We start from the raw sequence: 25,260 nt of genomic DNA, 5'->3' as shown, positions 1-25,260 counted from the left end.
CCCCGCCATTTTTAAAACCCAGTACAAACCAAAGGTTAAGAACACTAATTTTCCAAAAAGCATTTAAATCGTGTTACTATATTGGATTTCGGTGACACAATGAAGAACACGCCCGATGATCGTATGGGAATTGTGCTCCAGTACATAGGGAAACTCCGAGTCGGAGTGTTCCACCCCTTGAAAACTCACCAGTTCTATCCCCGGAAAATCTCAGGGGGGATAACTGGACTCGAGTGGAGGGCCTGATATGAAGAGATTAACGACAGTTCTTCTGGTGCTGTTCGTAGTTCTTGCAGGCGGTTGTGTGGGTACTTCCTCAAATGGGACAGAGAAAGCCTCACAGCAGTACATAACCGTAACAGACTCCCTGGGCAGAACCGTTCAGGTTCCTGTAAATGTCCAGAAGGTCGTTGCCATCGGGCCAGGAGCCCTTAGGCTCATCGTCTACCTCAACGCGAGCGACATGGTTGTGGGAGTGGAGGACTTCGAGAAGAAGTACTCCTACGGAAGGCCCTACATCATCGCGCACCCGGAGCTGAAGAACCTCCCGAGCATAGGCCCGGGAGGCCCGGGAAAGCTTCCCAACCTGGAAGCACTCACCAACGTCTCCCCTGACGTGATAATAGCGGTATTCATAAGCAAGGAGCAGGCCGATGAGATTCAGGAGAAGACCGGGATTCCAGTCGTTGTCCTCAGCTACGGTGCGAGGGGAGGAATGAAAGGTTTCAACGATCCTCGGCTCATAGAATCCATTCAACTGGCAGGTAAGATACTCCACAGGGAAGAGAGGGCAAAAGAGCTGATTAACTTCTTCAACTCCGTCCAGGAAGACCTGCAGAAGAGGGTGAAGGGTGAGAAGAGCCCAAGGGTTTACGTAGGTGGGATAGGCTACAAGGGTGCCCACGGAATAGAGAGCACCTACGGTGACTACGCCCCCTTCGAGGTGCTGAATCTGACCAACATAGCCGCTTCCCTCGGCCCGGGATGGAAGACCGTCGACAAGGAGTGGCTCCTCAAGGAAGACCCGGACTACCTCTTCATCGATGAAGGCGGCTTGAAAATAATCCTCGACGACTACAGGAAGAACCCGGACTTCTACAGGGCACTGAGCGCCCTAAAAGAGGGCAGGGTGTACGGACTGCTCCCGTTCAACTTCTACAACACCAACCTCGGAACGGCTATAGCAGATACCTACTACATTGGAAAAGTTCTCTACCCGGAGCACTTCAGCGACGTTGATCCAGTGAAGAAAGCGGACGAAATCTATGCATTCCTCGTTGGAAAGCCGGTCTATGAAACCCTCAAGGAGCAGTTCGGCGGCTTCGGAAAGATAGACTTCGAGAACGGAACCGTTAAGTACTCACTGCCGACTTCACCGTGATGCCCATGGACTACGAGGGATACATCGCCAGAAAGTTCCTCATCGGCCTCTTTTTACTTCTTCTCACACTCCTGGTTAGCCTGTACTCTCTGTCCCACGGTTCGTACTCACTATCCACGGGTGATGTCATAAACACACTCCTTGGAAGGGAGGGCGGAAACGCTTACCTCATAGTCTGGAAGGTTCGCCTGCCGCGTATAGTTGCCGCCCTTTTCGTTGGTGCTTCCCTCGCCGTCTCCGGCGCGGTAATGCAGGGGTTCTTGAGAAACCCCCTGGCGAGTCCGTTCACAATGGGAGTCTCCCACGGGGCTATGTTCGGTGCCTCTCTCGCCATAATCCTCGGTGCCGGCTATGCGGAGAGCACCGGTAGAATCTCGCTCGACAACCCGTATGCAGTGGTCATCTTCGCGTTCGCTGGCGCCATGGTTGCTGTGGGCGTGATTCTTTTACTGGCAAAGCTCAAGGGACTCTCCCCAGAGGCAATAATCCTCGCCGGAGTAGCTATGAGCTCCCTCTTTGTGGCACTAACAACCTTCATCCAGTACTTTGCGGATGAACTCCAGCTCGCAGCAATGGTCTACTGGAGCTTCGGCGACCTTGGAAGAGCAACCTGGCGGGAGGACGTTATACTGCTCCTGGTCTTTGTGCCTGTGTTTGCATACTTCATCGTAAAGAGGTGGGATTTGAACGCCTCCGCAGTTGGAGAGGAAGTGGCCAAAAGCGTTGGTGTGGAGGTAGAGAGGGTTCGCCTCGTATCCACTTTCCTTGCCGCCCTGATAACGGCCGTGGGTGTGGCCTTCGTCGGAGTTATCGGGTTCGTCGGCCTGATAGCTCCACATCTCATCAGGCTCATAGCGGGGGGAGACTACAGGTTTCTGATACCACTCTCGGCTCTCGCTGGTGCTTTACTCCTCGTCACGGCCGACACCGTTGCGAGGCTTGTACTTGCCCCCACTGTACTCCCCGTTGGGATAGTGACATCATTCCTTGGAGCTCCGGCCTTCATATACCTCCTCGTCAGGATGGAGGGACGAAGATGACCGCTGTTGAGGCCAGAAACCTTCACTACTCCTACAACGGCACTGAAGTCCTGAAGGGCATCAACCTGAAGATTGAGGATGGGGAGTTTGTCGCAATACTCGGCCCAAACGGCGCCGGGAAGAGCACCCTGCTGAAGTGTCTCTCTGGAATCCTCAGGTGCAATGGTATTTATATCTCAGGACGGCCAATTGGGGAGTACTCTAGGAACGAACTAGCGAGGCTTGTGGCCTATATCCCGCAGAGAACGGAACCGGGTTTTATGACCGTGTTCGATACCGTTCTGCTTGGTAGAAGACCCTACCTGGGATTGAGGCCCTCGAAGAGGGATGTAGAGGTCGTTAAAAACGCACTGAAAAAGCTGGGGATAGATCACCTCGCCTTAAGGCCCACCAGGGGGCTGAGCGGTGGCGAACTTCAAAAGGTCGGCATAGCGCGCGCCCTGGCACAGGAGCCTGAGATTTTTATGTTTGACGAGCCAACGAACAACCTCGACATCAGGAGCCAGCTTGAGGTCATGAAGCTTGCGCGCGAGCTCTCTTCTGGGGGCAAAACCGTTATCATGGTCATGCACGAGATCAACCTCGCCATCCGCTTTGCGGAGAGGTTCGTCTTCATTTCAGAGGGACGGGTTGTTGCGGACGGTGGCCGTAAGATCCTGAAGCCTTCATTGTTCAGGAAGGTTTACGGAACGGAGGTCGAAATCGGGGAGGTGCACGGGATTCCGGTTGTTGTCCCCCTCTAATTACTCAAATGTGGGCAATACTGTCAAATTTCTGGACAAACCTTTTAAGCCCTTGGGAAAACCTAAGTCGGAGGTGTTGCAGATGACGATCAAAGCTCCTACCCTCAACATAGGCGGACTTGGCGCCGATCCGCTCACCCAGAGGATTCAGGAGAAGCAGAAGAAGTGGAAGTACAAAATAGCCGTCCTGAGCGGTAAGGGCGGCGTTGGTAAGAGCACAGTCGCGGTCAACCTCGCTGCCGCCCTCGCGAAGATGGGCTATTTCGTTGGAATCCTAGATGCCGACATACACGGGCCGAACGTCGCCAAGATGCTCGGCGTTGACAAGGCTGACGTTCTTGCCGAGAGAATGGACGATGGAAGGTTTGAGATGATCCCCCCAATGGCGGACTTCATGGGTCAGGTAACTCCTATCAAGGTCATGAGCATGGGCTTCCTCGTTCCAGAGGATCAGCCTGTCATATGGCGCGGTTCCCTCGTGACCAAGGCCATAAAACAGCTCCTTGGAGATACAAAGTGGGGAGAACTTGACTTCATGATAATCGACTTCCCGCCTGGAACCGGCGACGAAATCCTTACCGTTACCCAGAGCATCCCCCTCGATGCGGCTGTGATAGTCACCACGCCACAGGAGGTAGCCCTACTCGACACTGGGAAGGCCGTCAACATGATGAAGAAGATGGAGGTTCCCTACATAGCGGTCGTCGAGAACATGAGCTACCTCATCTGCCCGCATTGCGGCAACGAGATAGACCTCTTCGGCAGGGGTGGTGGAAGAAAGCTCGCCGAAAAGGAAGGCGTTGAGTTCCTCGGTGAAATACCGATAGACCTCAAGGCCAGGGAGGCCAGCGATGCGGGAATCCCGATAGTCCTCTATGGAGACACCATGGCGGCAAAGGCATTCATGGAGCTGGCTGAGAAGCTCGTTAAGAAGCTTGAGGAAATGAAGGGCGAGAAAGCTGAGGAGTAAACCCTTTAAGTTTTACATTTCAACCTTTTCAGCGCGGCTCAGGCCGGCGGGAGCCGAAGCGATGGGGCCGCGCTGGACCAGGCTGCATTAACTTTTTAACACCTTTTTCATACCAATTGCGGGAGGCAGATGAAGAAGGCTCTTCCTGCTCTGTTTCTCATACTGATGCTGGCGGGCTCCGTTTCAGCCGCTGAGGTTAGTTATCGCCCTAACAAAGATGCGTTCGTGAAGTTTCTTGATTCGAATCTGACGTATCAAGTTGTTCCGGGCAACGACCCATGGTCGAGGGGATGGGCTGTTTACGTCGATGAAAAGCTCTCCGCTGTCAAAACACACGGAAACGATATCTTCGTTCTCGTTGGGAACGTTTATACAAACGACCTGATTGCCAAAATCTGGAACGAGACTGGCCTTGATCCCTCTGCCTCTCTAGAGCCTTCAATCATTGTGCTGAATGGCACTGTCCTGATTACCGGAAGCTCTGAGAACCTTTATCTGACATACGAGCCGTTTGTTGATATAAAAGAGAACACCGTAAAAATTGCGGTTGTTACTCTGAGCATTATCGTTTATGCTGTTATCCTGATGTTAGTTTTAAGAAGGGACGGGAGCTACGCTGGAAGCACCTTCCTGATGGGTGCTCTTCTTTTAGGGGAATGGGTTCTACTCGAACCAATCCCTGCACACCTGATTTCAAAAACACTCTACCTTTCTCTGGCACGTTTGAACGGCGCCTCTATCAATGATGTGCCAATCGTAATAATTTCCCGCACTCTGGAAGTTCTTCCCCCCGATGAGAGGCTGTTCTGGGCAGTGAGGTGGCTTTTGATCTTTGTCCTTCTCGGCGTAACCGCTTACACTGCCCATAGAAGGGAACGCAGTCTGGGTATTGTGGCGTTCTTTTTGGTGCTCTCCGCGCCCTCGTTTAGGGAGTGGCTCCTGACTTCGAACGATATATTGGGATTGCTGGCCTTCGCGGTTGTGGTGGCGGTTGTGTGCAGTTCAAACTTCGCCCCCTCTTCTTCGGGGGTCTTTTCGATGCTTTTGATGGCGCTGTTCACGGTGGTGGGAACGGCCTTCAATCCCTATCTGGCTCTCTTGCCCTTTGTCTTTGTTATAGTATTCCCGGGTAGGGTCAGCAGAAACGTTCCTTACTTACTGCTATCATCAATTGGAGCCCTCTGGGTATATTACAATCTTGGAAAATCCTGGATATCGCCTTGGTATCCTGGAGCATTCCATACTGAGATTATAACTGAAAATATCGCGAAAGAAGCGTTGCTCCAGCTGGTAGTTCTGGTGTATGTTGGGGCTAAGATTATTGGGGGAAGAAAAGATATCAAAATCCGGAAAAAGGGCCCAACTGCATTCATTGCGGTATCTACGGCAGTATTGCTGCTTTTAACACCCTTTAAATCCGAGCTTCTTCCTTATGCACTCTTCTCTCTATCTGTGCTTGCCGTCAGGCTGATCAGGGCTTCTCCTCAAATTTGATTGCCCCGAAGACGGCTCCGGGCAAGTGTGGTCCTATGGCCTTTATGATTCCAGGAGCCTGGGTGCCCTTCTTCAGAACCAGGAGGGTCTCCATAAGGCCGAGTTCCTCCAGCCTCTTAACGTCCCTTCCGTGACCCGTCCTTATGAGTGCTTCCTCCACTTTTTCGCTGATGGTTCCGACAACAAAGAGCTTGTCGAATCCGTCACTTATCCATGACTTGATGCGCTTCAACTGCTCCTCGGTGAAGGCCAGCTCGACTTCCCTAGCTCCAAACTCGACCCTAGTGACTTCCACTTCCACTGGAAGATTATCAACCCATCCAAACCTGCGTATCATCCCCCTGACCGGAATGTCTCCGAAGGTCTTTTTGAGGTAGTAAAGGGGCAACAAAGCGTCCTTTGGGGCCGGTCTGAACACGCCTATGTCCACGTAGGCCCCGTAGCCGACCTTTCCAAGGTCGATGAAGCGTCCGCGGTAGCTCTGGCCTTCTTCCACGTTCTTCAGACTGTAGGGGACTTCGCCGAACTCCTCTCTGACGAGGTTGGCACTTACCTCTTCGTCTTCCCCTGAGAGGGTTACCTTCACCCAGTTCTTCTTAACAGCTGAGAGCTTCCACTCAACATCAAGCTCGCCGAGAAGCGAGCGGAGCTTTTTGTTCAGCTTTTCAAAGCCGCTTCTGTCTCCATAAACCTTCTCCAGAATAACAACTTCCCGCATCTTTACCATCCCCGAAGTTCATTAAGAGGCCATTCACTCAGACCTTGACTTCTTTTTCTTTGAGGTCTTTCTGGGCTTCTTCTTGAGGCCCAGCTCGATCTCAAGCTCCTCAATTCGTCTTTTGAGTTCCTCTATGATGTGTGTGTTGTCGTACTGCATGAGCATCTTGCCGCAGATCGGGCACTGGAACTCGTACTCCATTGCCTCATCAAAGGTGAGCTTTGGATGCCCCTCAGTGCCGCACCAGTAGTATATCTCACTGGTTTCCTCCTCCAGCATCTCCTTGAGCTTCTTAAGCTCCGCCATTTTTCTAGAACGAATTATTTCGGGGAGCTTTTTGGTCTCAAGGCGCCAGTAGTAGTAATACCATCCGGTTTCAGGGTCCCTGATTCTCTTGAAGTCGGCCAGCCCCTCGTCGTTGAGCATGTAGAGTATTCTCCTTACCGTGTTCACCCTTATGCCTGTTGCCTCTGCCAGCTCTTCATCGGTGGCCTCTTTCATTTTTTCGAGAGCCTTGACTACCTCAACGGCCTCTTCTCCACCTATCTCCTGTGCGATTTCGAGGAGCTCCTTGTTCTTGCGCTTTGCCACTGACAGCAGCCTCCCAGAGTTTGATTTTATTCTGAGTGGATACAATCGCCTTAACGGGTAAACTCCAATAGAAAAATAGGGCCCAATGATATATATACCTTTCCCGTCTCCATAGAAACTATAATGAACAGAAAAGGACATCAATCATTAAAGTATTCGTCCAGAAGCTCCTTGGCAGAGGGCTTGTAAAGCTCAAGAACCTCGATTTTTTCTATCACGTTCCCCTCGCGGAGTTTCAGCTTGACCTTGCCCCCGTAAACCTGAAGGTCATCGAGCATTCCATAGATGGCATCTTCAGCCTCCAGGGGGCTTTTAAACTTCATAATGTACTCCCCATCCTCAGTGATGAGCTTGACCCAGTACTCGTTTTTCCTTTTGAAAGGACGGGTAATCTTTGGCTTGAAGTTGTCGATTACGACTTCCAAAGGACTCACCTCCAGCCTAAGCCCCTTCTGCTACCATATCATTAAGGCGATGCTCTTTTAAGGGTTTTCTATTTCGCTCTTAATGAGTCTTGTACCTGCCTATTTAAAAGTTATGAAAGCAACTTTTTTAGATATCGGATTGAGTTTAGTCGGGTAGAGCTATGAAGGCCGTTGAAGTTAACAACCTCAGAAAGAGCTACCCCAAGAAGATTCCCCTCCCCTTCCGAAAGGTTGAATGGGTCGAGGCAGTTAAGGGTATAAGCTTCGAGGTCAAGAGGGGAGAGCTCTTCGGGTTGCTCGGCCCAAACGGTGCAGGAAAAACGACTACGATAAAAATGCTGACGACGCTCCTCGAACCGAGCGGGGGGAGCGCCAAAATACTCGGACTCGACCTCATAAGAGATGCAAGGGAAATTCGGAAGAGGATAAACCTTGTGGCCGAGGGCGAGAGGACGCTCTACTGGAGGCTCTCCGCCTATGAGAACCTCAAGTACTTTGCGAGGATTTACTACGTCCCGAAATCCGAGATGGAGGAGAGAATTGAAGAGCTTCTGAAGCTGGTCGGGCTCTGGGAGAGACGGAACGACCTCGTGATGGGTTATTCACGCGGTATGAAGCAGAGGCTGGCGATAGCAAAGGCCCTGATAAACGACCCCGAGGTGCTTTTCCTCGACGAGCCTACGCTGGGTCTGGATGTTCAGAGCGCTCTCTTTGTCAGGGACTTCGTGAAGAGGCTCGTAAAGGAAGGGGGAAAGACCGTGCTCCTGACCACTCACTACATGGTCGAGGCAGAGGAGCTCTGCGACAGGATAGCCATCATAGACCACGGAAGGATCATAGCGCTTGATACTCCCGAGGGCCTGAAAAAGCTCGTGAAAGACGAGGAAACAGTTGAAATCGCGGTGAGGGAATTCAATCCAGCACTTCTCGAAAAATCCCCCTGGAAGCTTGCAGTCGTCCAGAGTACTGAAGAGAGAACAGTGCTTAGGGGGAGCGTTGACGAGGAAGACCTTCCAAAGCTGGTCGAGTGGCTCGTCAAAAATCAGGTTAAAGTGGTCTCCGTCGAGAGAAAGGAGCCGACGCTTGAGGACGTCTTCATAAAGCTGACCGGAAGGGGGCTGAGGGATTGATAGCGGCGGTGATTGAAAAGGAGTTCAGGATGTTCTTCCGCTATCCCCTGAGGGTTATAAGTTCCGTCCTCGTCGGCATAGTCTTTCTCCTCCAGTTCGTTTACTTCGGGCAGGCCGTTCTCGGCGGGAGGTACTCGGCGCTTCTGGAGGCCTCAACAGGGCTTGGGGATTACCCGACGTACGCGCTCATCGGCTATACCCTCTGGTGGGTCTCTTCATCGCCCATAGAGGCCTATGTATGGGGAGTTCGGAGGGAACTCCAAAGAGGTACGTTCGAGACGAACGTCCTTTCCCCTTCGAGCCTGACGGCCATCCTTCTCGGCCTGGCCCTCAGCTGGATGCTCATGGATTCAATACTCATGCTCATCGTTTTTCTCTTTGGCGTCTTTCTGTTTAAAATCCCTCTCAGCGCTGTGATTATCCTCAAATCCCTCCCGGTGATTTTCCTCTCCCTTCTGGCATTTCTTGGTTTTGGGTTCCTCTTTGCGGGCCTCGTAATGCTTCTGAAAAATATAGGCCCGTTCGCCCAGCTCTTTGAGTTCGGAATGCTGTTCTTCTCTGGCGTCTTCTTCCCGCTCACCCTCATGCCGAACTGGGTGCGGAGTTTCGCGGAGTTCATTCCCCTTACTCATGCAATCTCAACGGTCAGAACCATATTCTCTGGAGGTGGCTATTCACAGGCCTCCAGCTCTATTGGGTGGCTGGTCATTCTTGCCCCACTGTACTGGCTGATTGGTTATCTCCTGTTCCGGTGGGCAGAGAGGTTAACCAGGGTGATAGGCTATGGAGGCTACTGAACTCAGGGCGCTCTGGGGCGTCGCAGTGAAGAGCTGGAAGGTGTTCCTCAGCTATAAGGTCTGGTTCATCAGCGACATAGGGATGGGCTTCCTCTTCGTTGGACAGGCCCTCCTCATAGGGCTTGGACTTACCGGAAAGAGGAACTCCGAGGCCCTTCAGAGGCTCACCGGGTATTCCGACTACGTGGCATTCGCCGTCCTCGGTCTGCTGGTTCTCGGCTTTGGTCTGACCTTCCTCAGCGGCTTTGTGTGGAGCGTCGTTGACGAGCTGTACGCGGGAACACTGGAGTACTCCTTTGCCGCCCCGATGAGGAGGATAACGTTCTTCCTCGGCAACGTCCTGGTTAGGCTCTTCCTCTCGCTCCTTTACATGGCGATCTATCTCCCAGTCTTCAAGCTGCTCTTCGGGCTGGGAATTGACCTCCTAGTAGTCCTTAAAGCCCTCCCGGTTCTGCTCCTCGGAAGCCTGGGGATGGTCGGGCTCGGTATGGCGGCCGCCGGTATCGTGCTCTACCTTAAAGACCCGGGACCGTTCATAAGCATCCTGGAGATGCTCGTCTTTGCCCTCAGCGGTGCGATGTACCCCCTCTCAGTTCTCCCAACGGCGCTCCAGGTTCTGGCGAAGGCCCTCCCCTATGCGCCGACGACGGAGGCCCTGAGAAAAGTCGTGGTGTACGGCTACGGCTCAAGCACGGGCGAACTTTGGTACCTTGCCGTGATATCCCTTCTGTATTCCGTTCTGGGGTATCTCATCTATAAATGGAGTGAAAAGCAGGCGAGAATCGTTGGCCTCAAGTCCTATTGAAGGGCAGATCCAGGCCGACTTCCCTTGCTATCCTCTTTACCTCCTCGAGCGGGACTATGGCGCTCCTCGCTCCAACCTTCTGGACGGTCAGGTACGCGAGCAGCATTCCGAGCTTGGCGGAGTCGAGGAGGGACCAGCCGTTGAGGACGCCGTAGATAACGCCCGCATCGAAGGAATCCCCCGCGCCCGTCGAATCAACTACCTTCGCACTCAGACCCCTGACCTCGAAGACTTTATCCCCCTCCCTGACGAGCGCACCACCGCCGTTCAGAGTGACCACGAGGTTCTTGGCCCTGCACAGACTCAGGTCAAGGCTCCCGTACTTGCGCCTGTACTCGTCCTCGTTCATCATCAGGTAGTCCACCTTGCTCTCAAGCTCCCGCGGGAGCGGCGCCTCACCTATGTCCAGGGAGACCTTTATCCCCCTCTGGCTCGCGAAATTAACTGCTTCCTCTATGAGCTCCGGCGGGTTGGATGAGAGGTGGAGGAACTTGGCCCTCGATGCGTATTCGGGCTTGAACCTCCTCCTGAGGTTTGCCCCGGGGTACTTGACTATTCTCTTGTCGTCCCCTGCAACCATCGCAACTGCCACGCCCGAGGGCTCTTCAACGACGTCTATTCCGCCGGTATCAACCCCGATGCCCTGGAAGTATTTGATGTGCATCTCTCCAACGTCGTCGTTTCCCACCGCCCCTATGTAGCCCGTTTTAAGGCCGAAGTGGGCGAGCCAGCTTATCGTGTTGGCTGCTGCACCGCCCAGTCCAAAGTGGGCACCTCTGGCATTGATCTTCTCATGGAACTCTGGAAAGCGTTCCAGCGTGAATATTATGTCGTAGTTCAGGTTGCCGATGCCGATGACGTCCAGCTTCACTTTCACCACCAAAATTGGGAATTGCACTGGGAGGTTATAACGCTTGGGGAAAAGATTTAAATATCCATTCCTACCCACATATGAGTAAGAGGTGAACAAAGATGATGCTCATACTTGAGGCCTATTTTAAGAACTATCCCGCGAGGAGAAAGGTCGCGGAGTTCCTGTTTGAGAACGGACTGAGCGTGAAGAACGGTAAAATCTACATAAAGAACGTCGAGGTACCGATAAGCGAGCTGGCAAGGGCGATAGGCGTAAACAGGAAGATAATCTACCACACGATAGAGTACATAGAAAAGACCTACCCCCTAAAGCTTGTGTTCGAGAGGCTGAACCCGCTCCCGAGCCTGATAGACGTCGCCCCCCTTATGGGCTGGGAAGTCCTGGAGATAGACGTTGAGAAGGATCAGTACCAGATGGCGTTTTCAGACGTGCTCAGGCTGCTCGCCGAAGACAACACCCCCATCATGGAGGTCTTTGGAAGGAACCTCAGGGAAGAAACAAGCAAGATTTACATAGTCATAGATGGAACGCTCTCAACCGAGACATTTGGCAAAATAAAGACAATCAGAGGCTTCAAGAGGCTCATACTCCACACACCTGAAAAGGATAAGGAGAAGTTCGTCTGCAACTACTGTGAGGTCAAGTACTGCCCGAAGAGGGTGCTGCTTGAGAGTCTCACCCAACGACCTTAAAGCCCTCCAGCCCCTCGGGTTCTTCCCATTTTACCTCGACCCTCGTGACCCTGGCCAGCGGCGGCCCCTGATGCGCCCATCCTATTAAAGCCTCCACCCTTTCAGGATCGCCCTCGATAACGGCTTCCACCGTCCCATCCGGCAGGTTTCTGACCCATCCGTGGACTCCAAGCTTCCTGGCTTCCCTGCTCATGCTCCAGCGAAAACCTACACCCTGAACCCTTCCGTATATCCTGAGGTGCGCCCTTACGCGCTTCATCACACATCCCGTTCTAAAATCTCCCGCAAGGGATTTAAGCTTTGCCCGATATCTATCATTGGGTGGGCATATGGAGGCGATCATCGTTTACACGACGTTTCCAGACTGGGAGAGCGCCAGAAAGGTCACCAGGGAGCTCCTGGAAAGGAAGCTGATAGTCTGCGCAAACCTCAGGGAGCACGAGGCTATGTACTGGTGGGAGGGCAAGATTGAGGAAGGGAAGGAAGTCGGCGCCATCTACAAGACCGAAGTTAGCAAGTGGAAGGAGCTGAGGGAGACGATAAAGGAGCTCCACCCCTACGATGTTCCGATGATAGCCAGGATTGATCTCGACAAGCTCAACCGCGAGTACTCCGAGTGGATGGCGAGGGTGCTCTTCGGATGATACGAAAGGTTAAGCCCCAGATCAGAGTCGTCGGCTTCGACGACGGCACCTTCTCCTTTTCTTCAAAGCTGAAGCATGAAAAGACGATACTGATTGGAGTCGTGATGAAAGGCTCCCTTGAGGTCGTTGGCGTTCTCTCGCGCTGGATAACCGTTGATGGAAGGGACGTTACCGACGCTATGATAAACTCCGTGAACTCATCACGGTTCAAGGACTTGAGGGTCATCCTTCTCAAAGGGATAACCTACGCCGGGTTCAACGTCGTTGACCTTGAGAGGCTCCACAACGAGACGGGCCTTCCCGTGGTGGTAGTCGTTAGGAAGAAACCGGATATCCTGGCAATGGAAGATGCCCTGAGAAAGCACTTCCGTGATGCGGAAGAGAGAATAGCCCTGCTTAGAAAGGCCCCTCCCCTTGTTGAACTTGTACCGGATAAGCTCTACTTCCAAACTGTTGGTTTAGACGAGAAAACGGCCGCTGAGGTGATTAAGGTCACGACGAGAACGGGTTTTATCCCTGAACCCTTAAGGTTGGCTCACATGATAGCAAGCGCCGTGATGACGGGCGAGAGCAAACGGGAGTAGGTTTATAAAGGACTGAAAAAAGTTAAAGCCGACCGATGATGGCAACAGGGTAGCTACCGAAGTTGATGTGGAAGCCGTTCCAGTCTGAGGTCTCATTCACACGGAACGAGGAGCACCGGGAGTTTTGAGTCCCTTATGACCCTCTCCGCTGTGGAGCCGAGTATGAGCTCCTTGATTATGCTCCTGCCCTTCTTGCCGATGACTATGAGCGTTGCTTTTTTGGCTAGGGCCGTTCCTATTATGGCCTGACTGGCCGTTCCAACCATAACCTCCTTTTCGAACTCCACTCCGAGTTTCTCTGCAATTTCCTCTAGACGCTTTTTCGCTGCCTCTATGTTGCTCTCCAGCTCATCTATTTTTCCGTAGTCAACCGAGTGGAGCAGGATTCCCTTTTCAATTAGCTCCCTGAACTTTGCAACGGCATTCGTGATTTTTTCGGAGCACTCTGAGAAGTCCAGCGCAACAAGCGGCCTCTGGAACAGCTCTGAACACTTCACGGGGAGCTCAAAGGAGTCGTCTTTCTTCGAGTACTTGAGGAGGAGCACTGGCCTCCTCGTGGCCCTGACGAGGTTTGAAGCCGTGCTTCCCAGGAACATCTGCCTCCAGACGTTCTCGCCCACACTTGGACTGATGATGAGGTCAGCGCCTATGCTCTCCGCTTCCTCCGCTATTTCAAGGGAGGGAATGCCGATCCTCACGGAAGTCTTGACGTCAATCCCCTTTTCCCTGAGAGTTTTTGCAAGCTCTTCGAGCTTGTTTTTGTAAATCTCTTCAAGCTCAAAGGCCTGGAGTTCTGCGACCGTTATGTCTATGACGTGAAGCAGGTGGAGCTCCTTTGCACCCAGCTCAAACAGGTCGGGGAGGCAGTTGTGAAGGGCATGAAGTGATACATCCGAGAAGTCGGTCGGGTACAAAATCTTCTCAAACATTCTGGTCACCCCAGTATATTTTTGTACTTCAATGCTTATTAGATTTGTCCATGCATTGGAAAGGATTATAACGCTCAGGTCGGAGTTTTATCGGTGATTGCAATGGTCAAGAGAGTTCACATATTCGACTGGCATAAGGAACATGCCAAGAAAGTTGAGGAGTTCGCCGGCTGGGAGATGCCCATCTGGTACTCCAGCATAAAGGAGGAACACCTCGCCGTTAGGAACGGCGTTGGCATCTTTGATGTTTCCCACATGGGCGAGTTCATCTTCCGCGGTAAGGACGCTCTGGAGTTCCTCCAGTACGTTACTACTAACGACATAAGCAAGCCGCCCGCGATAAGCGGAACCTACACGCTCGTCCTCAACGAGAGAGGTGCCGTAAAGGACGAGACCCTCGTCTTCAACATGGGTAATGACACCTACATGATGGTCTGTGATTCAGACGCCTTCGAGAAGCTCGACGCCTGGTTCAACGCCATCAAGCGCGGAATTGAAAAGTTCGGCGACATAGATCTCGAGATAGAGAACAAGACCTACGACATGGCGATGTTCTCAATCCAGGGGCCCAAAGCTAGAGACCTCGCGAAGGAGCTCTTCGGCATAGACATCAACGACCTCTGGTGGTTCCAGGCCAAGGAGGTTGAGCTCGACGGCATAAAGATGCTCCTTTCGAGGAGCGGCTACACGGGAGAGAACGGCTTTGAGGTCTACTTCGAGGATGCAAACCCGTACCACCCAGACCCGAGCAAGAGGGGAGAGCCCGAGAAGGCCCTCCACGTCTGGAAGACCATCCTTGAGGCCGGCGAAAAGTACGGCATAAAGCCGGCCGGACTGGGAGCGAGGGATACCCTCAGGCTTGAGGCAGGATACACCCTGTACGGAAACGAGACCAAGGAGAAGCAGCTCCTCAGCACGGACATAGACGAGGTTACCCCGCTCCAGGCCAACCTCGACTTTGCGATCTTCTGGGACAAGGAGTTCATAGGAAAGGAGGCCCTCCTCAAGCAGAAGGAGCGCGGACTGCCGAGCAAGATGGTGCACTTCAAGATGGTTGACAAAGGCGTCCCTAGGGAGGGCTACAAGGTCTACAAGGACGGTGAGCTCATCGGTGAGGTCACCAGCGGAACGCTCTCACCTCTCCTCGGCATAGGCATCGGAATAGCCTTCGTCAAGCCAGAGTACGCGGTTCCAGGCGTTGAAATCGAGGTCGAGATAAGGGGCAAGCCCAAGAAGGCGGTCACAGTCGCTCCGCCCTTCTACGACCCCAAGAAGTACGGCGCCTTCAGGGAGGAGTGAGCTTTTTAAGTTCCCTCTCATTTTTTTCTCCGATGTCAAAGAAACATGCTGTCCTCGCTGTTATCCTCTGGTCAACGGTCGCATCCGCTTTCAAGCTCTCGCTTAGGCATCTTACTCCACTTCAGCTACTGTTTTATGCGTCTTTAACTTCCCTGCTGGTTTTCGGACTTCTCCATTCCCGGGAGTTTTCTCTCGACCGGAGGGATCTCCGTTCGGTGTATCTTGGGCTTATAAACCCTTTCCTTTACTATCTCGTTCTCTTCTCGGCATACGACAGACTGCCCGCCCAGGAAGCTCAGGCCCTCAACTACACGTGGCCCTTAATGCTCGTCCTGCTCTCCATCCCGCTCCTCGGAAGGAGACCTGAACCGAGAACAGTGCTCGGTCTCCTCGTTGGATTCGCGGGGGCGCTGGTTATCGCGACAAAGGGTGAGCTTACGTCCCTGACTTTCTCTGACCCGCTGGGGGTTACACTCGGCCTTGGGAGTGCCGTTATCTGGGCTTCCTACTGGCTCCTGAACCTCCGCGACGAGAGGCCCCTCGTTGAGAAGATGTTCTGGAACTTTCTCTTCGGGTTTGCCTACGTTTCAACGCTGGTTCTGGTGAGCGGAGAATTCCAGCTCCCGCCGCTGGAAGGCCTGGCGGGGGCAGTTTACGTCGGGCTCTTCGAGATGGGGGTCACTTTCCTGCTCTGGTATAGGGCGGTTGAGGGGGATATGGCATTCGCCTCCAGCATAGCCTACCTTGTGCCGTTCCTGAGCCTCTTTTTTATATCCCTCATTGTGGGAGAGAAAATAGCTTTCTCAACGATTCTGGGGCTCGTTCTGATAGTGGGGGGAATAGTTATGGGGAAAAAGTAGGGTCAGGGGCCGATTAGGTCATCACCGCTCAGCCACCTACCCTCACATCATCCCCTTAAGAGGTCATAACCCTATTTTTTCCCTGATCCACAGCGGGATTAGCCCGATTTTCGGGAACACGAGCTCTGCCTTGGCCTCGACGGCGTAGCTAGGGACGCAGCCGGCTATCATCCCGTTGGGCATACGGACTTCAAGGGAGCCTTGTGAAGTTGGGTATGGCGGATCGGGAACAGGGTTGTTGTCCCCCCACGTGACGAAGCAGGTCTCTTCTTTTCCATTGAGCTTCACGGTTGAGATGTATCTAACGCGGTGGATTATGGGGTAGGGGTAACCTGGGCGCTTGTAGACTATCACGTCGTTGACTCTCACCTGCGACGGGTCAGTGACGCCCTTCAGAAGAACTACGTCACCGCGGTAGAAGACGGGCTCCATCGAGCCGCTGACGACTATGACCAGGGGCGAATCGGTATGGAGGACGAACCTGAGGCCCGAGTGTATGCCGGCGACTATGATGATCGTCAAAACGACCCATGCGATGTCTTTTTTCCACTCTTCCATTTTAACGCCTCCATGTACGTTGCTATTCTAGCGCCGATCGCGCCCATCGCGGTGCACGTTTCGAGACTTGTTCTCTTTCCAGTCACATCCATGTGGTACCTAGCAATCTTAAAGATTTCCTCCGGCAGGCCGTGCCGTCCAAGCCCTATGAGGAGGAGAAAGCTTCTGCCCGAGAGCGCTTCCCTCGTTAGGTCGAGGGGGGTTATCTCCTTCTCCGGCCAAGGTTTTCTAGTTGTTGCAACTGGAGTCCCAAACTGTGGAGGGAACCCCCTCTTGGGAAATTCAAGGAGGTGAAACTTGTTAGCCTTGGCCAGTTCCTGGAGGTACTTTCCCCCATCTCCGATCGTGGTATGCCTGCTGACTTCTTCTGCTATCTCCATCGGTTTTCCGTCGAGCGGAAAGCCAACGAGGGCCAAGTGGAACCCGTAGGCATACGCTATGGGCGCGGCCCTGGCTATTGCCCTCAGGTGGGCTTCGTGCAAACGTTTTGTGTCATAAGTGTTGTACAATGCAAGGGTCAGCGTTGCCATAGGTTTGAAATTTCAAGGAACCCTTATAAATATTGAGTACCAAAAATATATCCATGATGAGCATAGATGATATACTTGCACTTGCCGAGAGGGGACAGTTTGATGAGGCCATCCAAAGGGTTCCAGAACTCTACGATCCAGTGGAACAGATTAGGGCACTCACTAAGATTGCGCTCATAATGGCGGAAAAGGGTCTTGGAGAATGGGTATGGGACGTTATTGAGGATGCGGAGTACATAGCAGAGAACTCAAAAGAGAGCTACGTTAAGAGCCTCGGCTATGCACTGATAGGTGCTGCCCTTTTCAAGCTTGGGGATCAAGACGGCGCAGAGGAGTATCTGGATATGGCCTTGGAAGAGGCGAGTGGTATAGAAGACCCGCTCGAAAAGGGGGAGGTCGTGGCGGAGATAGCCCGCAGTGTAGCAATGACTGGAGACCTCGATGGGGCAATGGAGCTTTTTGACGAGGCATTCGACTTAATAGCAAGGGCAGAGATTGACTACAGGACGAAGGTTGATGAACTGATAAAGATTGGGGAGATTATTGAAAAAACGGGGGACGACCTTCCTTCGAGAACAGCGAGGGAGTTTTACAGGATAGCTTTTGACATATTCGACAAGCTCCGCGTGAATCAGAGGGCGGCGATAGTTGAGAAAAAACTCCTGCTTACAAAGACAGTCGAAAACGTTGGACTGCCCGAGATACGAAAGGCCCTTCTGGAAGGCAGGTATCACTATGCTTTGGCCCTTATAAGGCGTAAGTTTGAGGGCGTGAAAGTGCTTATGGGTCAGCTTGAGGTTGCACTTTGGATGAAAATGGTGAACGACCCCGAATATATAGACTTGACAAACCAGACCTTGAGCGAGCTTCAGAACACAGAAGTTCTCCCCTCAAATGCCTATTCAATTGCACTCATTCTGACAGAACTGGAGTACTTGCGGGAGGCCCTTTACTTTGTCAGGCTCATAGATGATCAAGTAAAGAGGGATGAAGCGCTCCGTAAGATAGCCCTGGCCTTCTCAGAGCAGGGAGAATTCGAAGCAGCCCGGAAAGTAGCGGGTGCAATCTCCGATCCAATACTAAGGACACAAACCTTAAGGGACATCGAGGCTATTGAGATAGGGTGAGCAGATGATATTCGACGCGCATTCCGACCTGCCGACGTTCGTTTACGATGAGAAAAAGAGCGGGGCAACAAGGGTTCTTGAGAGGAACTACTATCGCTTCTTTGGGGATAAGATAACCTCCAGAGTTATGGCCATCTGGACGCGGCCCGAACGGAGAAAGGACGCAACAGCCTACGGGCTTGAGGTGTTGAACACCCTCCTCAAGGACATCGACGAAAGCGATAGCTTTGAGCTTGTAAGGAACGTTGAGGAAATGCAGAAGACGATCAGAGAAGGCAGGGTCGCCCTGTGGCTCGGCCTCGAAGGTGGAGAACCCATCGGCGAGAGCATTGAGCTCCTCGAGGTCTTCTACCGTCTCGGCCTCCGAGTTCTGACTCTAACTTGGAGCCTCAGGAACGCCATCGGTGACGGCGTCTTTGAGAGAACCAACGGCGGCCTGACCAGGTTCGGCGTTGAAGTGGTCGGAAAGGCTGAAGAGCTGGGAATAGTCGTTGACCTCAGCCACATAAACGAAGCTGGATTCTGGGACACGCTCGACGTCACATCTTTCCCCGTGATTGCGTCCCACTCAAACGCCAGGGCGCTCTGCGACAGCCCCAGAAACCTGACCGACGAGCAGCTGAAGGCGATAGCGGAGAGGGACGGCGTTGTTGGGGCCGTTGCAATACCCTCCTTCGTGGACAGGGAGAAGCCGACGATTGAGAAGTACGTTGAGCACATAGAATATATGGCCGACCTCATAGGCTATGAGCACGTGGGCCTCGGATTCGACTTCGTGTACTACCTTAGGGAATGGGGTGGAAAGAGCGTTGAAGGCTTTGAGAACGAGTCAAAGATTCCGGAGCTGTTAAATCTCCTCCACGAGAGGTTCAGTAAGAAGGAAGTTGAGGGGATAACATTCAAAAACTTCGAACGGGTGTTCGAGAGAATCACCTAACGCCTCCCGAGAAACCTTGGCAGGCTGAGGGTTCTAACCTGATCCATAATCTGGGAGCGCAGGAGCATCCTCGGCTCTCCTGTCAGCCTAACTCTGAGCATCTTGGGTATTCTGGTTTGAGGGGGTAAAACTCTGATTTCCTGTATTTTCTTTACTTCATGCTCAACCTCTTCCGGGGAAAGTGGCCTATACAGTCCTTGGGCGATTGCCAGCTCCCTGTCGTGTGCGCCATCTTTCTTACCCCTGCGGTAGGCATCAATGGCCTTCCTTAAGACGCCGCTCTCCTCAGCGCTCTCCAAGACGGAATCTCTAAGCTCACGCCATACGCCGACCCAGTCGGTATGGCCGTAGTACGCTATAAAGTAGCCCAGAAGGTAGGTCTTCTTTACAGGATCTCCCTCCGCAAGAATCTTTTTGAGGTCGAGCGGCCCTTTCGGCAGTTCCTTCATAAAACTGGCCCCCTAACAACGAGGCCCTTTGGTCCGAACTCCAGGCGGTACATCTTGGTCTCGTGCCTTGTTCTCCTCATCTTGAGAACCTGGATTGCCCTTGCCATATCGTTGCCTTCCAGGTAGTAGTGGAGCATTATGACGCCGTCAACGAGATAGTGCTCCTCGCTGTACCTGTCCAGGTCGGTCAGCTCTGCTATCAGAAGGCTGGTTATCCCGAGGGCACTCATTGTCCTGAGGAACGTGGCAAGCTCTGCCCTCTTCTCAGCGGGGTCAGAAGTCGGGAAGTCTATGGCCGTGAGCGGGTCTATTACAAGGCGAGTTATGTTGCTTTCCCGGACAAGATCTTTTATCCTGAACATGACACTGCTCCACTGGGGCGGCTTTGCGGTCGAACCCCAGAGCTCCTTCCCCAGGTCGTACAGTATCAGGTTTCCCTTCTGGACGTAGTTCCAGACTGCCGGATCAAAACGCTCGTAGTCCTTTATTACCTCTTCAGGATCCTGGACGAGGGATATGTAAGCTACCTTCTCGCCCCTTTTGGCACCATCAACCAGAAACTGGACACCGAATGTCGTTTTCCCGCTTCCAGGAGGGCCAGTGATGAGGTATGACTTTGACTTAACAAAACCCCCCTCTATTAGGGGGTCAAACCCTTCGATACCAGTTGGAACCCTTTCAACCCTTCCAGTAATCATGTTGCAGCACCTATGCTCATTGTAGGTTCAAAATCCTATAAAGTTTTTCGTGAAAGTTTTGGTAAAATATTCAACTTCTTGAAGGGTTGAAAGGGTTATAAAGGTGAACGCCAGAATAGATTATGGTGAGCATCAATGCTCAGGGAAATCCTTGAGACCATCGAAGCGCGCGGCGGGGGGCTTGTTTTAGTGGAGTATTCTTCCCTCGATCACCCGGAGCTTGTGTTCGCTGAGATCATTACCGGCTGGAGAGAGAAAGGTATAATACCTCTGATTGTGGACATTGGCGACACTCTCCATATTTTCACGTCCAAATTGCGGATGATGGGGGTAAACATCGAGGTTGAAGATTTCCCAGTTGTTAAAGAAATTGGGAACACGAGGGTTGGTAACATCGTAGGTGAAGTCCATGAGATAGAGGATTTTGATTACCATATGGCAAAATACGCTCAAATAGCCAAAAAGGTGCCGGAAGAGAGCAAAAAGCATACGATAGTCCTCGGAATGGAGAAGTTCTCTTTTACCTTCATGGACAATCCCCCGAAGCTTGAGAGGTACTTTGAGAAGATAAACAGAAGGTACCTGAAATATCCTGATGTGAAGGACGTTATCTTCCTGAACACTTCAGTGGCTAGCGAATACCTCACCAAGAGCCTCGAACAGGACTATGACTACGTTCTCCGACTGAGGGGAACAGATCTCAGCCTCGTAAAAACACCCGGGGGTGAAAGCGTTGAAGTTCGGTGAGTACTTAGAAACTTTAAGGCCGGGAGAAAGTGTTCTCGTCGAGCACACATCTATTTCGCCCTACCCAGTGCTCTTCTACGAGATAGGAAAAAATAGCGGGTGGGACAACATCCTGGTGATTGACATAATAGACTCTGCACTCCCCGTTTTGAGGTGGCTTAAGTTTGCGGGTTTAGATGTGCCCGAGAAGAGCATAGCCAGGATAAAAGCGGGCGGCACTTCAGAGTGGGGAAGGATTGTAATTGACGTGGATCCTCATAAGGATCCGGGGATTTTCATGAGCAAGTTCCTTTCGAACCTCCTCAGTTATTACCGCGCAAACAAAAACGTGACGACGATTATAATGAACCCCGAGAGGATTATTCCCCTCCAGGACAACAGACCTTCGTTCGTTCTCTACCTTGCGAACGCGGCCGCTGGGTTCCTTGGCAATCCGCACAGGAAAACTTTCTACTTCGTGAATTATGAACTTGCGCATAAGGGGTACCTTGCACTTCTTGAAGAAGCCTTCACGCGCGTCCTGAGGATGGAGGGCAGCTCAGTTAGGATACTGAAGTCGTTAAACCTTGACGAGGAGGGGACAACCCTCCAGCTTTGAGGCGAAGCCTTTTTAACACCCTTTCAAATTTCGGAACATGGAAGAGATTTACTACATCACGTTCAGAGAGGCCAGAATGCTCCTCGCTTCAAGGGGAAATGTCAAGCTCAATCTCGACCTAAGGAAAACCAACAGGGTCCAAGAAGTCGAGATAAAAGATGAAGGAGCGGTTTTTCCGGACGGTACCCTCGTTGAGAGGGAAGTTCTTGAAAAGATCTCCCGGGACGATGGGACGGTCTACTTCGTTTCCAACGGCGGGGTGTATAAAGCGGCCATAGCGGGTGAATCAGGCTTTTACAAGCTCGTCCCCACGATTCCACCGACGATAGAGATAAACGGTATTCGAATGCACCGAACAAAGGAGATGAACCCCCTCCAGGACACGAGGAACAAGGTGAACACTGTGATGCCGAGGGAGGGTGAAACAGTCCTCGACACCTGCATGGGGCTGGGTTACACTGCCATAGAGGCATCAAAGAGGGGAGCCTACGTCATAACCATAGAGATAGACCCCAACGTCATTGAAATAGCGAGGATAAACCCCTGGAGCAGGGAACTTTTCACGGGCGGAAAGATTCAGGTCATCCAGGGGGACGCCTTTGAGGTCGTTAAGAAGTTCAAGCAAGCAAGCTTTGACGTGATCATCCACGACCCCCCGCGCTTCTCATTGGCGGGCCATCTCTACTCAGAGGAGTTCTACAGGGAGCTTTTCAGGATTCTTAAGCCTGGGGGGAGGCTGTTCCACTACGTAGGCAACCCGGGGAAGAAGTACAGGAGAAAAGACCTCCAAAAGGGAGTCATGGAAAGGCTGAGGAGAGTCGGTTTTGTCGGCGTTAGAAGGGTCGAGGAAGCGCTTGGGGTTGTGGCAAGAAAGCCTGAAAAGGGAGTAAAAGCGAGCCAGCGGGATTAAATCCCGCCGACCTCTTCCAGCTCTTCGAAGGCTTCCAGGTTGGTGTAGTAGTCCATTAGTTTAGCCAGCTCTTTTCTCAGCCTGATGCTCCTGACTATGGCTATTCCAAAGCCTATGATCGAGGGCCATATGAGGTAGAGGAGCAGCCTTGCGTCGCTTATCGGTATCGGCCTCGGGTCTGTGAAGCGGTTGAAGTTCCATATCATCAGTGCTATCATGAGCCAGGCCGTTGAGAAGTTGGTAAGTCCACTGCCGCTCTCTCCAAGCTTAAATCCGGGAATGACGTCCTTGGTTATCGGCGGGAAGAGGTTGCTGCCCATGAAGCCCAGCTGGTCCTCGAAGACGTGGAGCCACTGGCCTATCATCGAGGCGAGGGCAAGGTCAGTCGCGTGGCTGTAGCCGAAGAGCTTCGCCAAGAGGAAGACCACAGCACCGATTATCACTCCCATCGTCATCGAGTGGCTGAAGCCGTGGTGCCAGGGCAGGAACCTGTCCTTGACCACCGTCTTGCCCTGGTGTTTTGTGAGTCTGAAGGCTATCTCTGGCCCTGAGAACGAGTCTATTCTCGTCGGCTTCGGGTAGGTCTTGATGAACGGCACGTTCACCCTCGCTATTCCGTACTTCCTGTACTCCGGCGGCTCGCCCCCAATGGCAACCCCACCGGGGGTGACTATCGGCCCCATCTCGACCCTTACCTCCCTCTTCGGCGGGTCGAGGTGTATCCAGAACTGCCTGTAAACGTCTCCCGGAAGGCGGATGTTGTGTATCTTGACTATCTTCTCGCCCTCTTCGTAGGCCTTTTCTATTGCCTCGGCTATGATGTCGGCGATTCCCTGCGGGTGCGGGGCATCGCTGACGACGAACCTCAGCGAGCCGTCGGGATCAACGTCCACGTAACCGAACACGAGCATTTCTTTGCCCTCTTCGATCTGACCGAACTCCTCCTCGAAGATCTTGTAGTCGTCTCCAAAGGCCTCAACGGTTATCTTTCCAGTCCCGTCATTGAGGATGAAGACTATCGTGTTGTACTCTTCCGTTACCGTCTTCACGTTGCCCTTCTCATCAAAGACCTCGTAGGACATCGTCCCTGAGCCTTTTGTGAGTATCTCCTCGACCCTACCCTCGATGGCGAAGAACTGGTAGCGGTTCTTCTCGCTCAGATCCTTTATTTTAACGAGCTTGGGCGCGTAGTGCTTCTTCTCGTCCCATGGAGCCGGGTCTATCTCGTAGTCCCTCCTCGCGAAGAACTTGCCGAACTTGAAGTCCACGAAGTCAGGGAAATAAGCCGAAGCCGCCGCTATGACCGCTGCCAGAGTGCCCATCCTTATGTCGGCAACTAGGGCGGGGAAGAAGGTCGCCGCGGCGAGGCCCGATATGTAGTGAGTGAAACCCCTCATCTCACATCACCCCAGTCCGAGCAGGTGCATGAACACTTCTGTGTGGCCGGTCATGCTGAGGAGTACTGGCAGTATGAGGCCGCCGAGGCAGTAGCTCCTCCTCGTGTTGAAGGCAGCCGCCATTAGGCCGATGGCAGTTGAGACGAAGAGCACGACCACTCCCATCCAGCCCGTCAGGAGGTAGGAGATAACGACGAGAACTGCCGCGACGAAGTAGGAGACCTTCTTGATGTGCATGACGTTGAAGCTCCTCGCTATGAGCCTTGAAAGCCCGTAGGTGAAGAGGAAGCTTATTCCAGAGGCGAGCAGGATGACGCCGATGGCCGCTATGTACTCCGAGTAGCTCTTGGGCGTGTAGAGGGAGCTGACGAGCCACGCTCCAGCTCCCCTCGTGAGCCTCAGGTTCGGCAGGAAGAGGAGTGAGAAGGCCCCGACGTAGTAGAGGACTCTGTTGACGCCCTGGCTGATGATGAATGCGTCGTCGCCGCGCTGGCTCGTCATATGCCCCGCTACCATTGCTCCCATACCTCCAGTGATTATCGGATAAACTGCAGCTATTGTCCCTCCGAGGGCACCTCCGAAGCTGGCCTTCAGGGTGTTGTAGATACTGCTCTCGACTTTGTCCTCGGGCTTCTGCGGGAGCATCGGCGGGTTGGAGAGTATGTTGAGTATCACCCACGACATTCCGAAGAAGCCTATGAACATCGGCGTTAGCCTCGTGTAAGCACTAGTCGCTGGCAGGATGTTGGTGTTCGTGACTATGAACCCGAGTATCCCCGAGAGGAAGAACACGAAGATTCCGCCGAGTATCTGCCTCCAGGCAAGCCAGAGCCTTTCCTTCACCGTCTTGCCCCTGTCGCCTTCCTTGGGCCACTCGCTCATGAACATGAAGAGGACGATGGCCACGAGGAAGTAGGTGATGTACGGGCTGGTCGCCTGGTATATCGGCGGCAGCACCTTGGGGAATACGAAGAGCATTCCGAGGACGAGGATCAGCGTTCCCGCAACGGCCCCGATGAGGTAGAGCAGTACCGCCTCATGCCCCCTGCCGAGGAGGAGGTACCTCTGTGTCGGGAAGAGGAGGAACACTGCACTCTCGTCAGCAACGCTGAAGTAGACGCTGGAAATTGCGCTCACGTAGGCGTAAGCGACTATGGCTCCCACTGCGAAGAACGGGAACGCCTGGACTGGCATGAGCTCACCCACGCCGAAGACCGCCACCAGTAGGGCTATGATGTTGTAGATGTGGAACCCTGGAATCCAGGATATCAGCGAGCCGAAGAGCACGCCGGCGAACGACCAGATTAAAAGATCTGAGAGGGGGAGCACGGCC

At 52.9% G+C, this 25,260-nt stretch carries 30 protein-coding genes; 18 read left to right on the top strand and 12 right to left on the bottom strand.

Annotated features, from left to right (window positions below; translation table 11 throughout):
- Window positions 1-247 precede the first annotated feature (247 nt).
- The 5 genes from ACZ5TN_RS07535 to ACZ5TN_RS07515 all read left to right on the top strand — a co-directional run bounded on the left by ACZ5TN_RS07535 (window position 248) and on the right by ACZ5TN_RS07515 (window position 5,628).
- The gene (locus tag ACZ5TN_RS07535; RefSeq protein WP_464916388.1) at window positions 248-1,381 is read left to right on the top strand and encodes an iron ABC transporter substrate-binding protein; all 1,134 of its coding nucleotides are present in this window, start codon (window positions 248-250) and stop codon (window positions 1,379-1,381) included.
- Between the two features lie 5 nt (window positions 1,382-1,386).
- Window positions 1,387-2,421, top strand: coding sequence for a FecCD family ABC transporter permease (locus ACZ5TN_RS07530; protein WP_464917571.1), 1,035 nt, complete (start codon window positions 1,387-1,389; stop codon window positions 2,419-2,421).
- The gene (locus ACZ5TN_RS07525; RefSeq protein WP_464916387.1) at window positions 2,418-3,164 is read left to right on the top strand and encodes an ABC transporter ATP-binding protein; all 747 of its coding nucleotides are present in this window, start codon (window positions 2,418-2,420) and stop codon (window positions 3,162-3,164) included. The genes ACZ5TN_RS07530 and ACZ5TN_RS07525 overlap by 4 nt, the downstream gene beginning before the upstream one ends.
- Window positions 3,165-3,246: 82 nt before the next feature.
- Window positions 3,247-4,134 carry an Mrp/NBP35 family ATP-binding protein gene (locus ACZ5TN_RS07520; RefSeq protein ID WP_011250971.1) on the top strand — a complete coding sequence of 296 codons (888 nt, stop codon included), beginning with the start codon at window positions 3,247-3,249 and terminating at the stop codon, window positions 4,132-4,134.
- 129 nt (window positions 4,135-4,263) lie between these two features.
- Window positions 4,264-5,628: a hypothetical protein gene (locus ACZ5TN_RS07515; protein WP_464916386.1), complete on the top strand. Its 1,365-nt coding sequence runs from the start codon at window positions 4,264-4,266 to the stop codon at window positions 5,626-5,628.
- On the opposite strand, the gene ACZ5TN_RS07510 is transcribed toward ACZ5TN_RS07515, so the two are convergent.
- The 3 genes from ACZ5TN_RS07510 to ACZ5TN_RS07500 all read right to left on the bottom strand — a co-directional run bounded on the left by ACZ5TN_RS07510 (window position 5,606) and on the right by ACZ5TN_RS07500 (window position 7,362).
- Window positions 5,606-6,346: a DUF2110 family protein gene (locus ACZ5TN_RS07510; protein WP_011250973.1), complete on the bottom strand. Its 741-nt coding sequence runs from the start codon at window positions 6,344-6,346 to the stop codon at window positions 5,606-5,608. The genes ACZ5TN_RS07515 and ACZ5TN_RS07510 overlap by 23 nt on opposite strands.
- 33 nt (window positions 6,347-6,379) lie before the next feature.
- On the bottom strand, window positions 6,380-6,937 hold the full coding sequence (tfe, locus tag ACZ5TN_RS07505) for a transcription factor E (protein WP_011250974.1): 558 nt from the start codon (window positions 6,935-6,937) through the stop codon (window positions 6,380-6,382).
- A 140-nt stretch (window positions 6,938-7,077) separates the two neighbouring features.
- The gene (locus ACZ5TN_RS07500; RefSeq protein WP_011250975.1) at window positions 7,078-7,362 is read right to left on the bottom strand and encodes a hypothetical protein; all 285 of its coding nucleotides are present in this window, start codon (window positions 7,360-7,362) and stop codon (window positions 7,078-7,080) included.
- Between the two features lie 161 nt (window positions 7,363-7,523).
- Between ACZ5TN_RS07500 and ACZ5TN_RS07495 the strand changes: the two genes are divergently transcribed.
- From ACZ5TN_RS07495 to ACZ5TN_RS07485, 3 genes are read left to right on the top strand one after another with little or no spacing between them, the layout of a single operon-like run.
- Complete coding sequence (locus ACZ5TN_RS07495) at window positions 7,524-8,492, top strand: ABC transporter ATP-binding protein (RefSeq protein ID WP_464916385.1); 969 nt, start codon at window positions 7,524-7,526, stop codon at window positions 8,490-8,492.
- 29 nt (window positions 8,493-8,521) lie between these two features.
- Window positions 8,522-9,289 carry an ABC transporter permease gene (locus ACZ5TN_RS07490; protein ID WP_011250977.1) on the top strand — a complete coding sequence of 256 codons (768 nt, stop codon included), beginning with the start codon at window positions 8,522-8,524 and terminating at the stop codon, window positions 9,287-9,289.
- Window positions 9,276-10,094, top strand: a complete 819-nt coding sequence (locus ACZ5TN_RS07485; RefSeq protein WP_464916384.1) for an ABC transporter permease — start codon at window positions 9,276-9,278, stop codon at window positions 10,092-10,094. Before ACZ5TN_RS07490 ends, ACZ5TN_RS07485 begins: the two co-directional genes overlap by 14 nt.
- On the opposite strand, the gene ACZ5TN_RS07480 is transcribed toward ACZ5TN_RS07485, so the two are convergent.
- A complete protein-coding gene (locus ACZ5TN_RS07480; protein ID WP_464917570.1) occupies window positions 10,081-10,965 on the bottom strand; it encodes an ADP-dependent ribose-1-phosphate kinase in 885 nt (294 codons plus the stop codon). The two genes, ACZ5TN_RS07485 and ACZ5TN_RS07480, sit on opposite strands and share 14 nt — an antisense overlap.
- Before the next feature lie 101 nt (window positions 10,966-11,066).
- On the opposite strand from ACZ5TN_RS07480, the gene ACZ5TN_RS07475 reads away from it, so the two are divergent.
- Window positions 11,067-11,660 carry a regulator of amino acid metabolism, contains ACT domain protein gene (locus tag ACZ5TN_RS07475; protein ID WP_464916383.1) on the top strand — a complete coding sequence of 198 codons (594 nt, stop codon included), beginning with the start codon at window positions 11,067-11,069 and terminating at the stop codon, window positions 11,658-11,660.
- Here ACZ5TN_RS07475 and ACZ5TN_RS07470 read toward each other — a convergent pair.
- A complete protein-coding gene (locus tag ACZ5TN_RS07470; RefSeq protein ID WP_011250981.1) occupies window positions 11,644-11,919 on the bottom strand; it encodes an acylphosphatase in 276 nt (91 codons plus the stop codon). The two genes, ACZ5TN_RS07475 and ACZ5TN_RS07470, sit on opposite strands and share 17 nt — an antisense overlap.
- A gap of 70 nt (window positions 11,920-11,989) precedes the next feature.
- Between ACZ5TN_RS07470 and cutA the strand changes: the two genes are divergently transcribed.
- Both cutA and ACZ5TN_RS07460 read left to right on the top strand, forming a co-directional pair.
- On the top strand, window positions 11,990-12,304 hold the full coding sequence (gene cutA, locus ACZ5TN_RS07465; RefSeq protein ID WP_011250982.1) for a divalent-cation tolerance protein CutA: 315 nt from the start codon (window positions 11,990-11,992) through the stop codon (window positions 12,302-12,304).
- Window positions 12,301-12,888: an endonuclease dU gene (locus tag ACZ5TN_RS07460; protein ID WP_464916382.1), complete on the top strand. Its 588-nt coding sequence runs from the start codon at window positions 12,301-12,303 to the stop codon at window positions 12,886-12,888. Before cutA ends, ACZ5TN_RS07460 begins: the two co-directional genes overlap by 4 nt.
- A gap of 92 nt (window positions 12,889-12,980) precedes the next feature.
- On the opposite strand, the gene ACZ5TN_RS07455 is transcribed toward ACZ5TN_RS07460, so the two are convergent.
- On the bottom strand, window positions 12,981-13,817 hold the full coding sequence (locus ACZ5TN_RS07455; protein WP_011250984.1) for a universal stress protein: 837 nt from the start codon (window positions 13,815-13,817) through the stop codon (window positions 12,981-12,983).
- Between the two features lie 102 nt (window positions 13,818-13,919).
- Here ACZ5TN_RS07455 and gcvT point away from each other — a divergent pair, with 102 nt between their 5' ends.
- Window positions 13,920-15,116 carry a glycine cleavage system aminomethyltransferase GcvT gene (gene gcvT, locus ACZ5TN_RS07450; RefSeq protein ID WP_011250985.1) on the top strand — a complete coding sequence of 399 codons (1,197 nt, stop codon included), beginning with the start codon at window positions 13,920-13,922 and terminating at the stop codon, window positions 15,114-15,116.
- Between the two features lie 32 nt (window positions 15,117-15,148).
- Window positions 15,149-15,976: a DMT family transporter gene (locus tag ACZ5TN_RS07445; RefSeq protein ID WP_464916381.1), complete on the top strand. Its 828-nt coding sequence runs from the start codon at window positions 15,149-15,151 to the stop codon at window positions 15,974-15,976.
- A gap of 63 nt (window positions 15,977-16,039) precedes the next feature.
- Here ACZ5TN_RS07445 and ACZ5TN_RS07440 read toward each other — a convergent pair whose 3' ends face one another.
- Both ACZ5TN_RS07440 and ACZ5TN_RS07435 read right to left on the bottom strand, forming a co-directional pair.
- Window positions 16,040-16,534, bottom strand: a complete 495-nt coding sequence (locus tag ACZ5TN_RS07440; protein ID WP_464916380.1) for a signal peptidase I — start codon at window positions 16,532-16,534, stop codon at window positions 16,040-16,042.
- Window positions 16,495-17,064, bottom strand: coding sequence for a DUF531 family protein (locus ACZ5TN_RS07435; protein ID WP_464916379.1), 570 nt, complete (start codon window positions 17,062-17,064; stop codon window positions 16,495-16,497). Before ACZ5TN_RS07435 ends, ACZ5TN_RS07440 begins: the two co-directional genes overlap by 40 nt.
- A 53-nt stretch (window positions 17,065-17,117) precedes the next feature.
- Between ACZ5TN_RS07435 and ACZ5TN_RS07430 the strand changes: the two genes are divergently transcribed.
- Window positions 17,118-18,191 (top strand): hypothetical protein, encoded by a 1,074-nt coding sequence (locus ACZ5TN_RS07430; protein WP_464916378.1) that lies wholly within the window; start codon window positions 17,118-17,120, stop codon window positions 18,189-18,191.
- 4 nt (window positions 18,192-18,195) lie between these two features.
- Window positions 18,196-19,128: a dipeptidase gene (locus ACZ5TN_RS07425; RefSeq protein ID WP_011250990.1), complete on the top strand. Its 933-nt coding sequence runs from the start codon at window positions 18,196-18,198 to the stop codon at window positions 19,126-19,128.
- On the opposite strand, the gene ACZ5TN_RS07420 is transcribed toward ACZ5TN_RS07425, so the two are convergent.
- Both ACZ5TN_RS07420 and ACZ5TN_RS07415 read right to left on the bottom strand, forming a co-directional pair.
- The gene (locus ACZ5TN_RS07420) at window positions 19,125-19,577 is read right to left on the bottom strand and encodes a hypothetical protein (protein ID WP_464916377.1); all 453 of its coding nucleotides are present in this window, start codon (window positions 19,575-19,577) and stop codon (window positions 19,125-19,127) included. The two genes, ACZ5TN_RS07425 and ACZ5TN_RS07420, sit on opposite strands and share 4 nt — an antisense overlap.
- Entirely contained in the window at window positions 19,574-20,275 is a 702-nt protein-coding gene (locus ACZ5TN_RS07415; protein WP_011250992.1) for an RAD55 family ATPase, read from the bottom strand. Before ACZ5TN_RS07415 ends, ACZ5TN_RS07420 begins: the two co-directional genes overlap by 4 nt.
- A gap of 135 nt (window positions 20,276-20,410) precedes the next feature.
- Here ACZ5TN_RS07415 and ACZ5TN_RS07410 point away from each other — a divergent pair, with 135 nt between their 5' ends.
- The 3 genes from ACZ5TN_RS07410 to ACZ5TN_RS07400 are packed head-to-tail and all read left to right on the top strand — an operon-like array spanning window position 20,411 to window position 22,530.
- A complete protein-coding gene (locus ACZ5TN_RS07410; RefSeq protein WP_011250993.1) occupies window positions 20,411-21,022 on the top strand; it encodes a DUF257 family protein in 612 nt (203 codons plus the stop codon).
- Window positions 21,009-21,620 (top strand): DUF257 family protein, encoded by a 612-nt coding sequence (locus ACZ5TN_RS07405; protein WP_464916376.1) that lies wholly within the window; start codon window positions 21,009-21,011, stop codon window positions 21,618-21,620. Before ACZ5TN_RS07410 ends, ACZ5TN_RS07405 begins: the two co-directional genes overlap by 14 nt.
- Window positions 21,621-21,657: 37 nt before the next feature.
- The gene (locus ACZ5TN_RS07400; RefSeq protein WP_464916375.1) at window positions 21,658-22,530 is read left to right on the top strand and encodes a class I SAM-dependent methyltransferase; all 873 of its coding nucleotides are present in this window, start codon (window positions 21,658-21,660) and stop codon (window positions 22,528-22,530) included.
- Here ACZ5TN_RS07400 and ACZ5TN_RS07395 read toward each other — a convergent pair.
- Complete coding sequence (locus tag ACZ5TN_RS07395; RefSeq protein ID WP_011250996.1) at window positions 22,527-23,927, bottom strand: metal-dependent hydrolase; 1,401 nt, start codon at window positions 23,925-23,927, stop codon at window positions 22,527-22,529. The two genes, ACZ5TN_RS07400 and ACZ5TN_RS07395, sit on opposite strands and share 4 nt — an antisense overlap.
- A gap of 6 nt (window positions 23,928-23,933) precedes the next feature.
- Window positions 23,934-25,256: a tripartite tricarboxylate transporter permease gene (locus ACZ5TN_RS07390; protein ID WP_048053881.1), complete on the bottom strand. Its 1,323-nt coding sequence runs from the start codon at window positions 25,254-25,256 to the stop codon at window positions 23,934-23,936.
- Window positions 25,257-25,260: the final 4 nt, after the last annotated feature.

The sequence above is a fragment of the Thermococcus sp. JCM 11816 genome (assembly GCF_055396515.1).
This window is presented reverse-complemented; position numbering and strand designations above follow the sequence as displayed.

Coding starts and splice junctions, on each gene's coding strand:
- ACZ5TN_RS07535 (WP_464916388.1), top strand. CDS start 248: ATGAAGAGATTAACGACAGTTCTTCTGGTGCTGTTCGTAGTTCTTGCA.
- ACZ5TN_RS07530 (WP_464917571.1), top strand. CDS start 1,387: ATGGACTACGAGGGATACATCGCCAGAAAGTTCCTCATCGGCCTCTTT.
- ACZ5TN_RS07525 (WP_464916387.1), top strand. CDS start 2,418: ATGACCGCTGTTGAGGCCAGAAACCTTCACTACTCCTACAACGGCACT.
- ACZ5TN_RS07520 (WP_011250971.1), top strand. CDS start 3,247: ATGACGATCAAAGCTCCTACCCTCAACATAGGCGGACTTGGCGCCGAT.
- ACZ5TN_RS07515 (WP_464916386.1), top strand. CDS start 4,264: ATGAAGAAGGCTCTTCCTGCTCTGTTTCTCATACTGATGCTGGCGGGC.
- ACZ5TN_RS07510 (WP_011250973.1), bottom strand. CDS start 6,346: ATGCGGGAAGTTGTTATTCTGGAGAAGGTTTATGGAGACAGAAGCGGC.
- ACZ5TN_RS07495 (WP_464916385.1), top strand. CDS start 7,524: ATGAAGGCCGTTGAAGTTAACAACCTCAGAAAGAGCTACCCCAAGAAG.
- ACZ5TN_RS07490 (WP_011250977.1), top strand. CDS start 8,522: ATGTTCTTCCGCTATCCCCTGAGGGTTATAAGTTCCGTCCTCGTCGGC.
- ACZ5TN_RS07485 (WP_464916384.1), top strand. CDS start 9,276: ATGGAGGCTACTGAACTCAGGGCGCTCTGGGGCGTCGCAGTGAAGAGC.
- ACZ5TN_RS07475 (WP_464916383.1), top strand. CDS start 11,067: ATGATGCTCATACTTGAGGCCTATTTTAAGAACTATCCCGCGAGGAGA.
- ACZ5TN_RS07470 (WP_011250981.1), bottom strand. CDS start 11,919: ATGAAGCGCGTAAGGGCGCACCTCAGGATATACGGAAGGGTTCAGGGT.
- cutA (WP_011250982.1), top strand. CDS start 11,990: ATGGAGGCGATCATCGTTTACACGACGTTTCCAGACTGGGAGAGCGCC.
- ACZ5TN_RS07460 (WP_464916382.1), top strand. CDS start 12,301: ATGATACGAAAGGTTAAGCCCCAGATCAGAGTCGTCGGCTTCGACGAC.
- ACZ5TN_RS07455 (WP_011250984.1), bottom strand. CDS start 13,817: ATGTTTGAGAAGATTTTGTACCCGACCGACTTCTCGGATGTATCACTT.
- gcvT (WP_011250985.1), top strand. CDS start 13,920: ATGGTCAAGAGAGTTCACATATTCGACTGGCATAAGGAACATGCCAAG.
- ACZ5TN_RS07445 (WP_464916381.1), top strand. CDS start 15,149: ATGTCAAAGAAACATGCTGTCCTCGCTGTTATCCTCTGGTCAACGGTC.
- ACZ5TN_RS07440 (WP_464916380.1), bottom strand. CDS start 16,534: ATGGAAGAGTGGAAAAAAGACATCGCATGGGTCGTTTTGACGATCATC.
- ACZ5TN_RS07435 (WP_464916379.1), bottom strand. CDS start 17,064: ATGGCAACGCTGACCCTTGCATTGTACAACACTTATGACACAAAACGT.
- ACZ5TN_RS07430 (WP_464916378.1), top strand. CDS start 17,118: ATGATGAGCATAGATGATATACTTGCACTTGCCGAGAGGGGACAGTTT.
- ACZ5TN_RS07425 (WP_011250990.1), top strand. CDS start 18,196: ATGATATTCGACGCGCATTCCGACCTGCCGACGTTCGTTTACGATGAG.
- ACZ5TN_RS07420 (WP_464916377.1), bottom strand. CDS start 19,577: ATGAAGGAACTGCCGAAAGGGCCGCTCGACCTCAAAAAGATTCTTGCG.
- ACZ5TN_RS07415 (WP_011250992.1), bottom strand. CDS start 20,275: ATGATTACTGGAAGGGTTGAAAGGGTTCCAACTGGTATCGAAGGGTTT.
- ACZ5TN_RS07410 (WP_011250993.1), top strand. CDS start 20,411: ATGCTCAGGGAAATCCTTGAGACCATCGAAGCGCGCGGCGGGGGGCTT.
- ACZ5TN_RS07400 (WP_464916375.1), top strand. CDS start 21,658: ATGGAAGAGATTTACTACATCACGTTCAGAGAGGCCAGAATGCTCCTC.
- ACZ5TN_RS07395 (WP_011250996.1), bottom strand. CDS start 23,927: ATGAGGGGTTTCACTCACTACATATCGGGCCTCGCCGCGGCGACCTTC.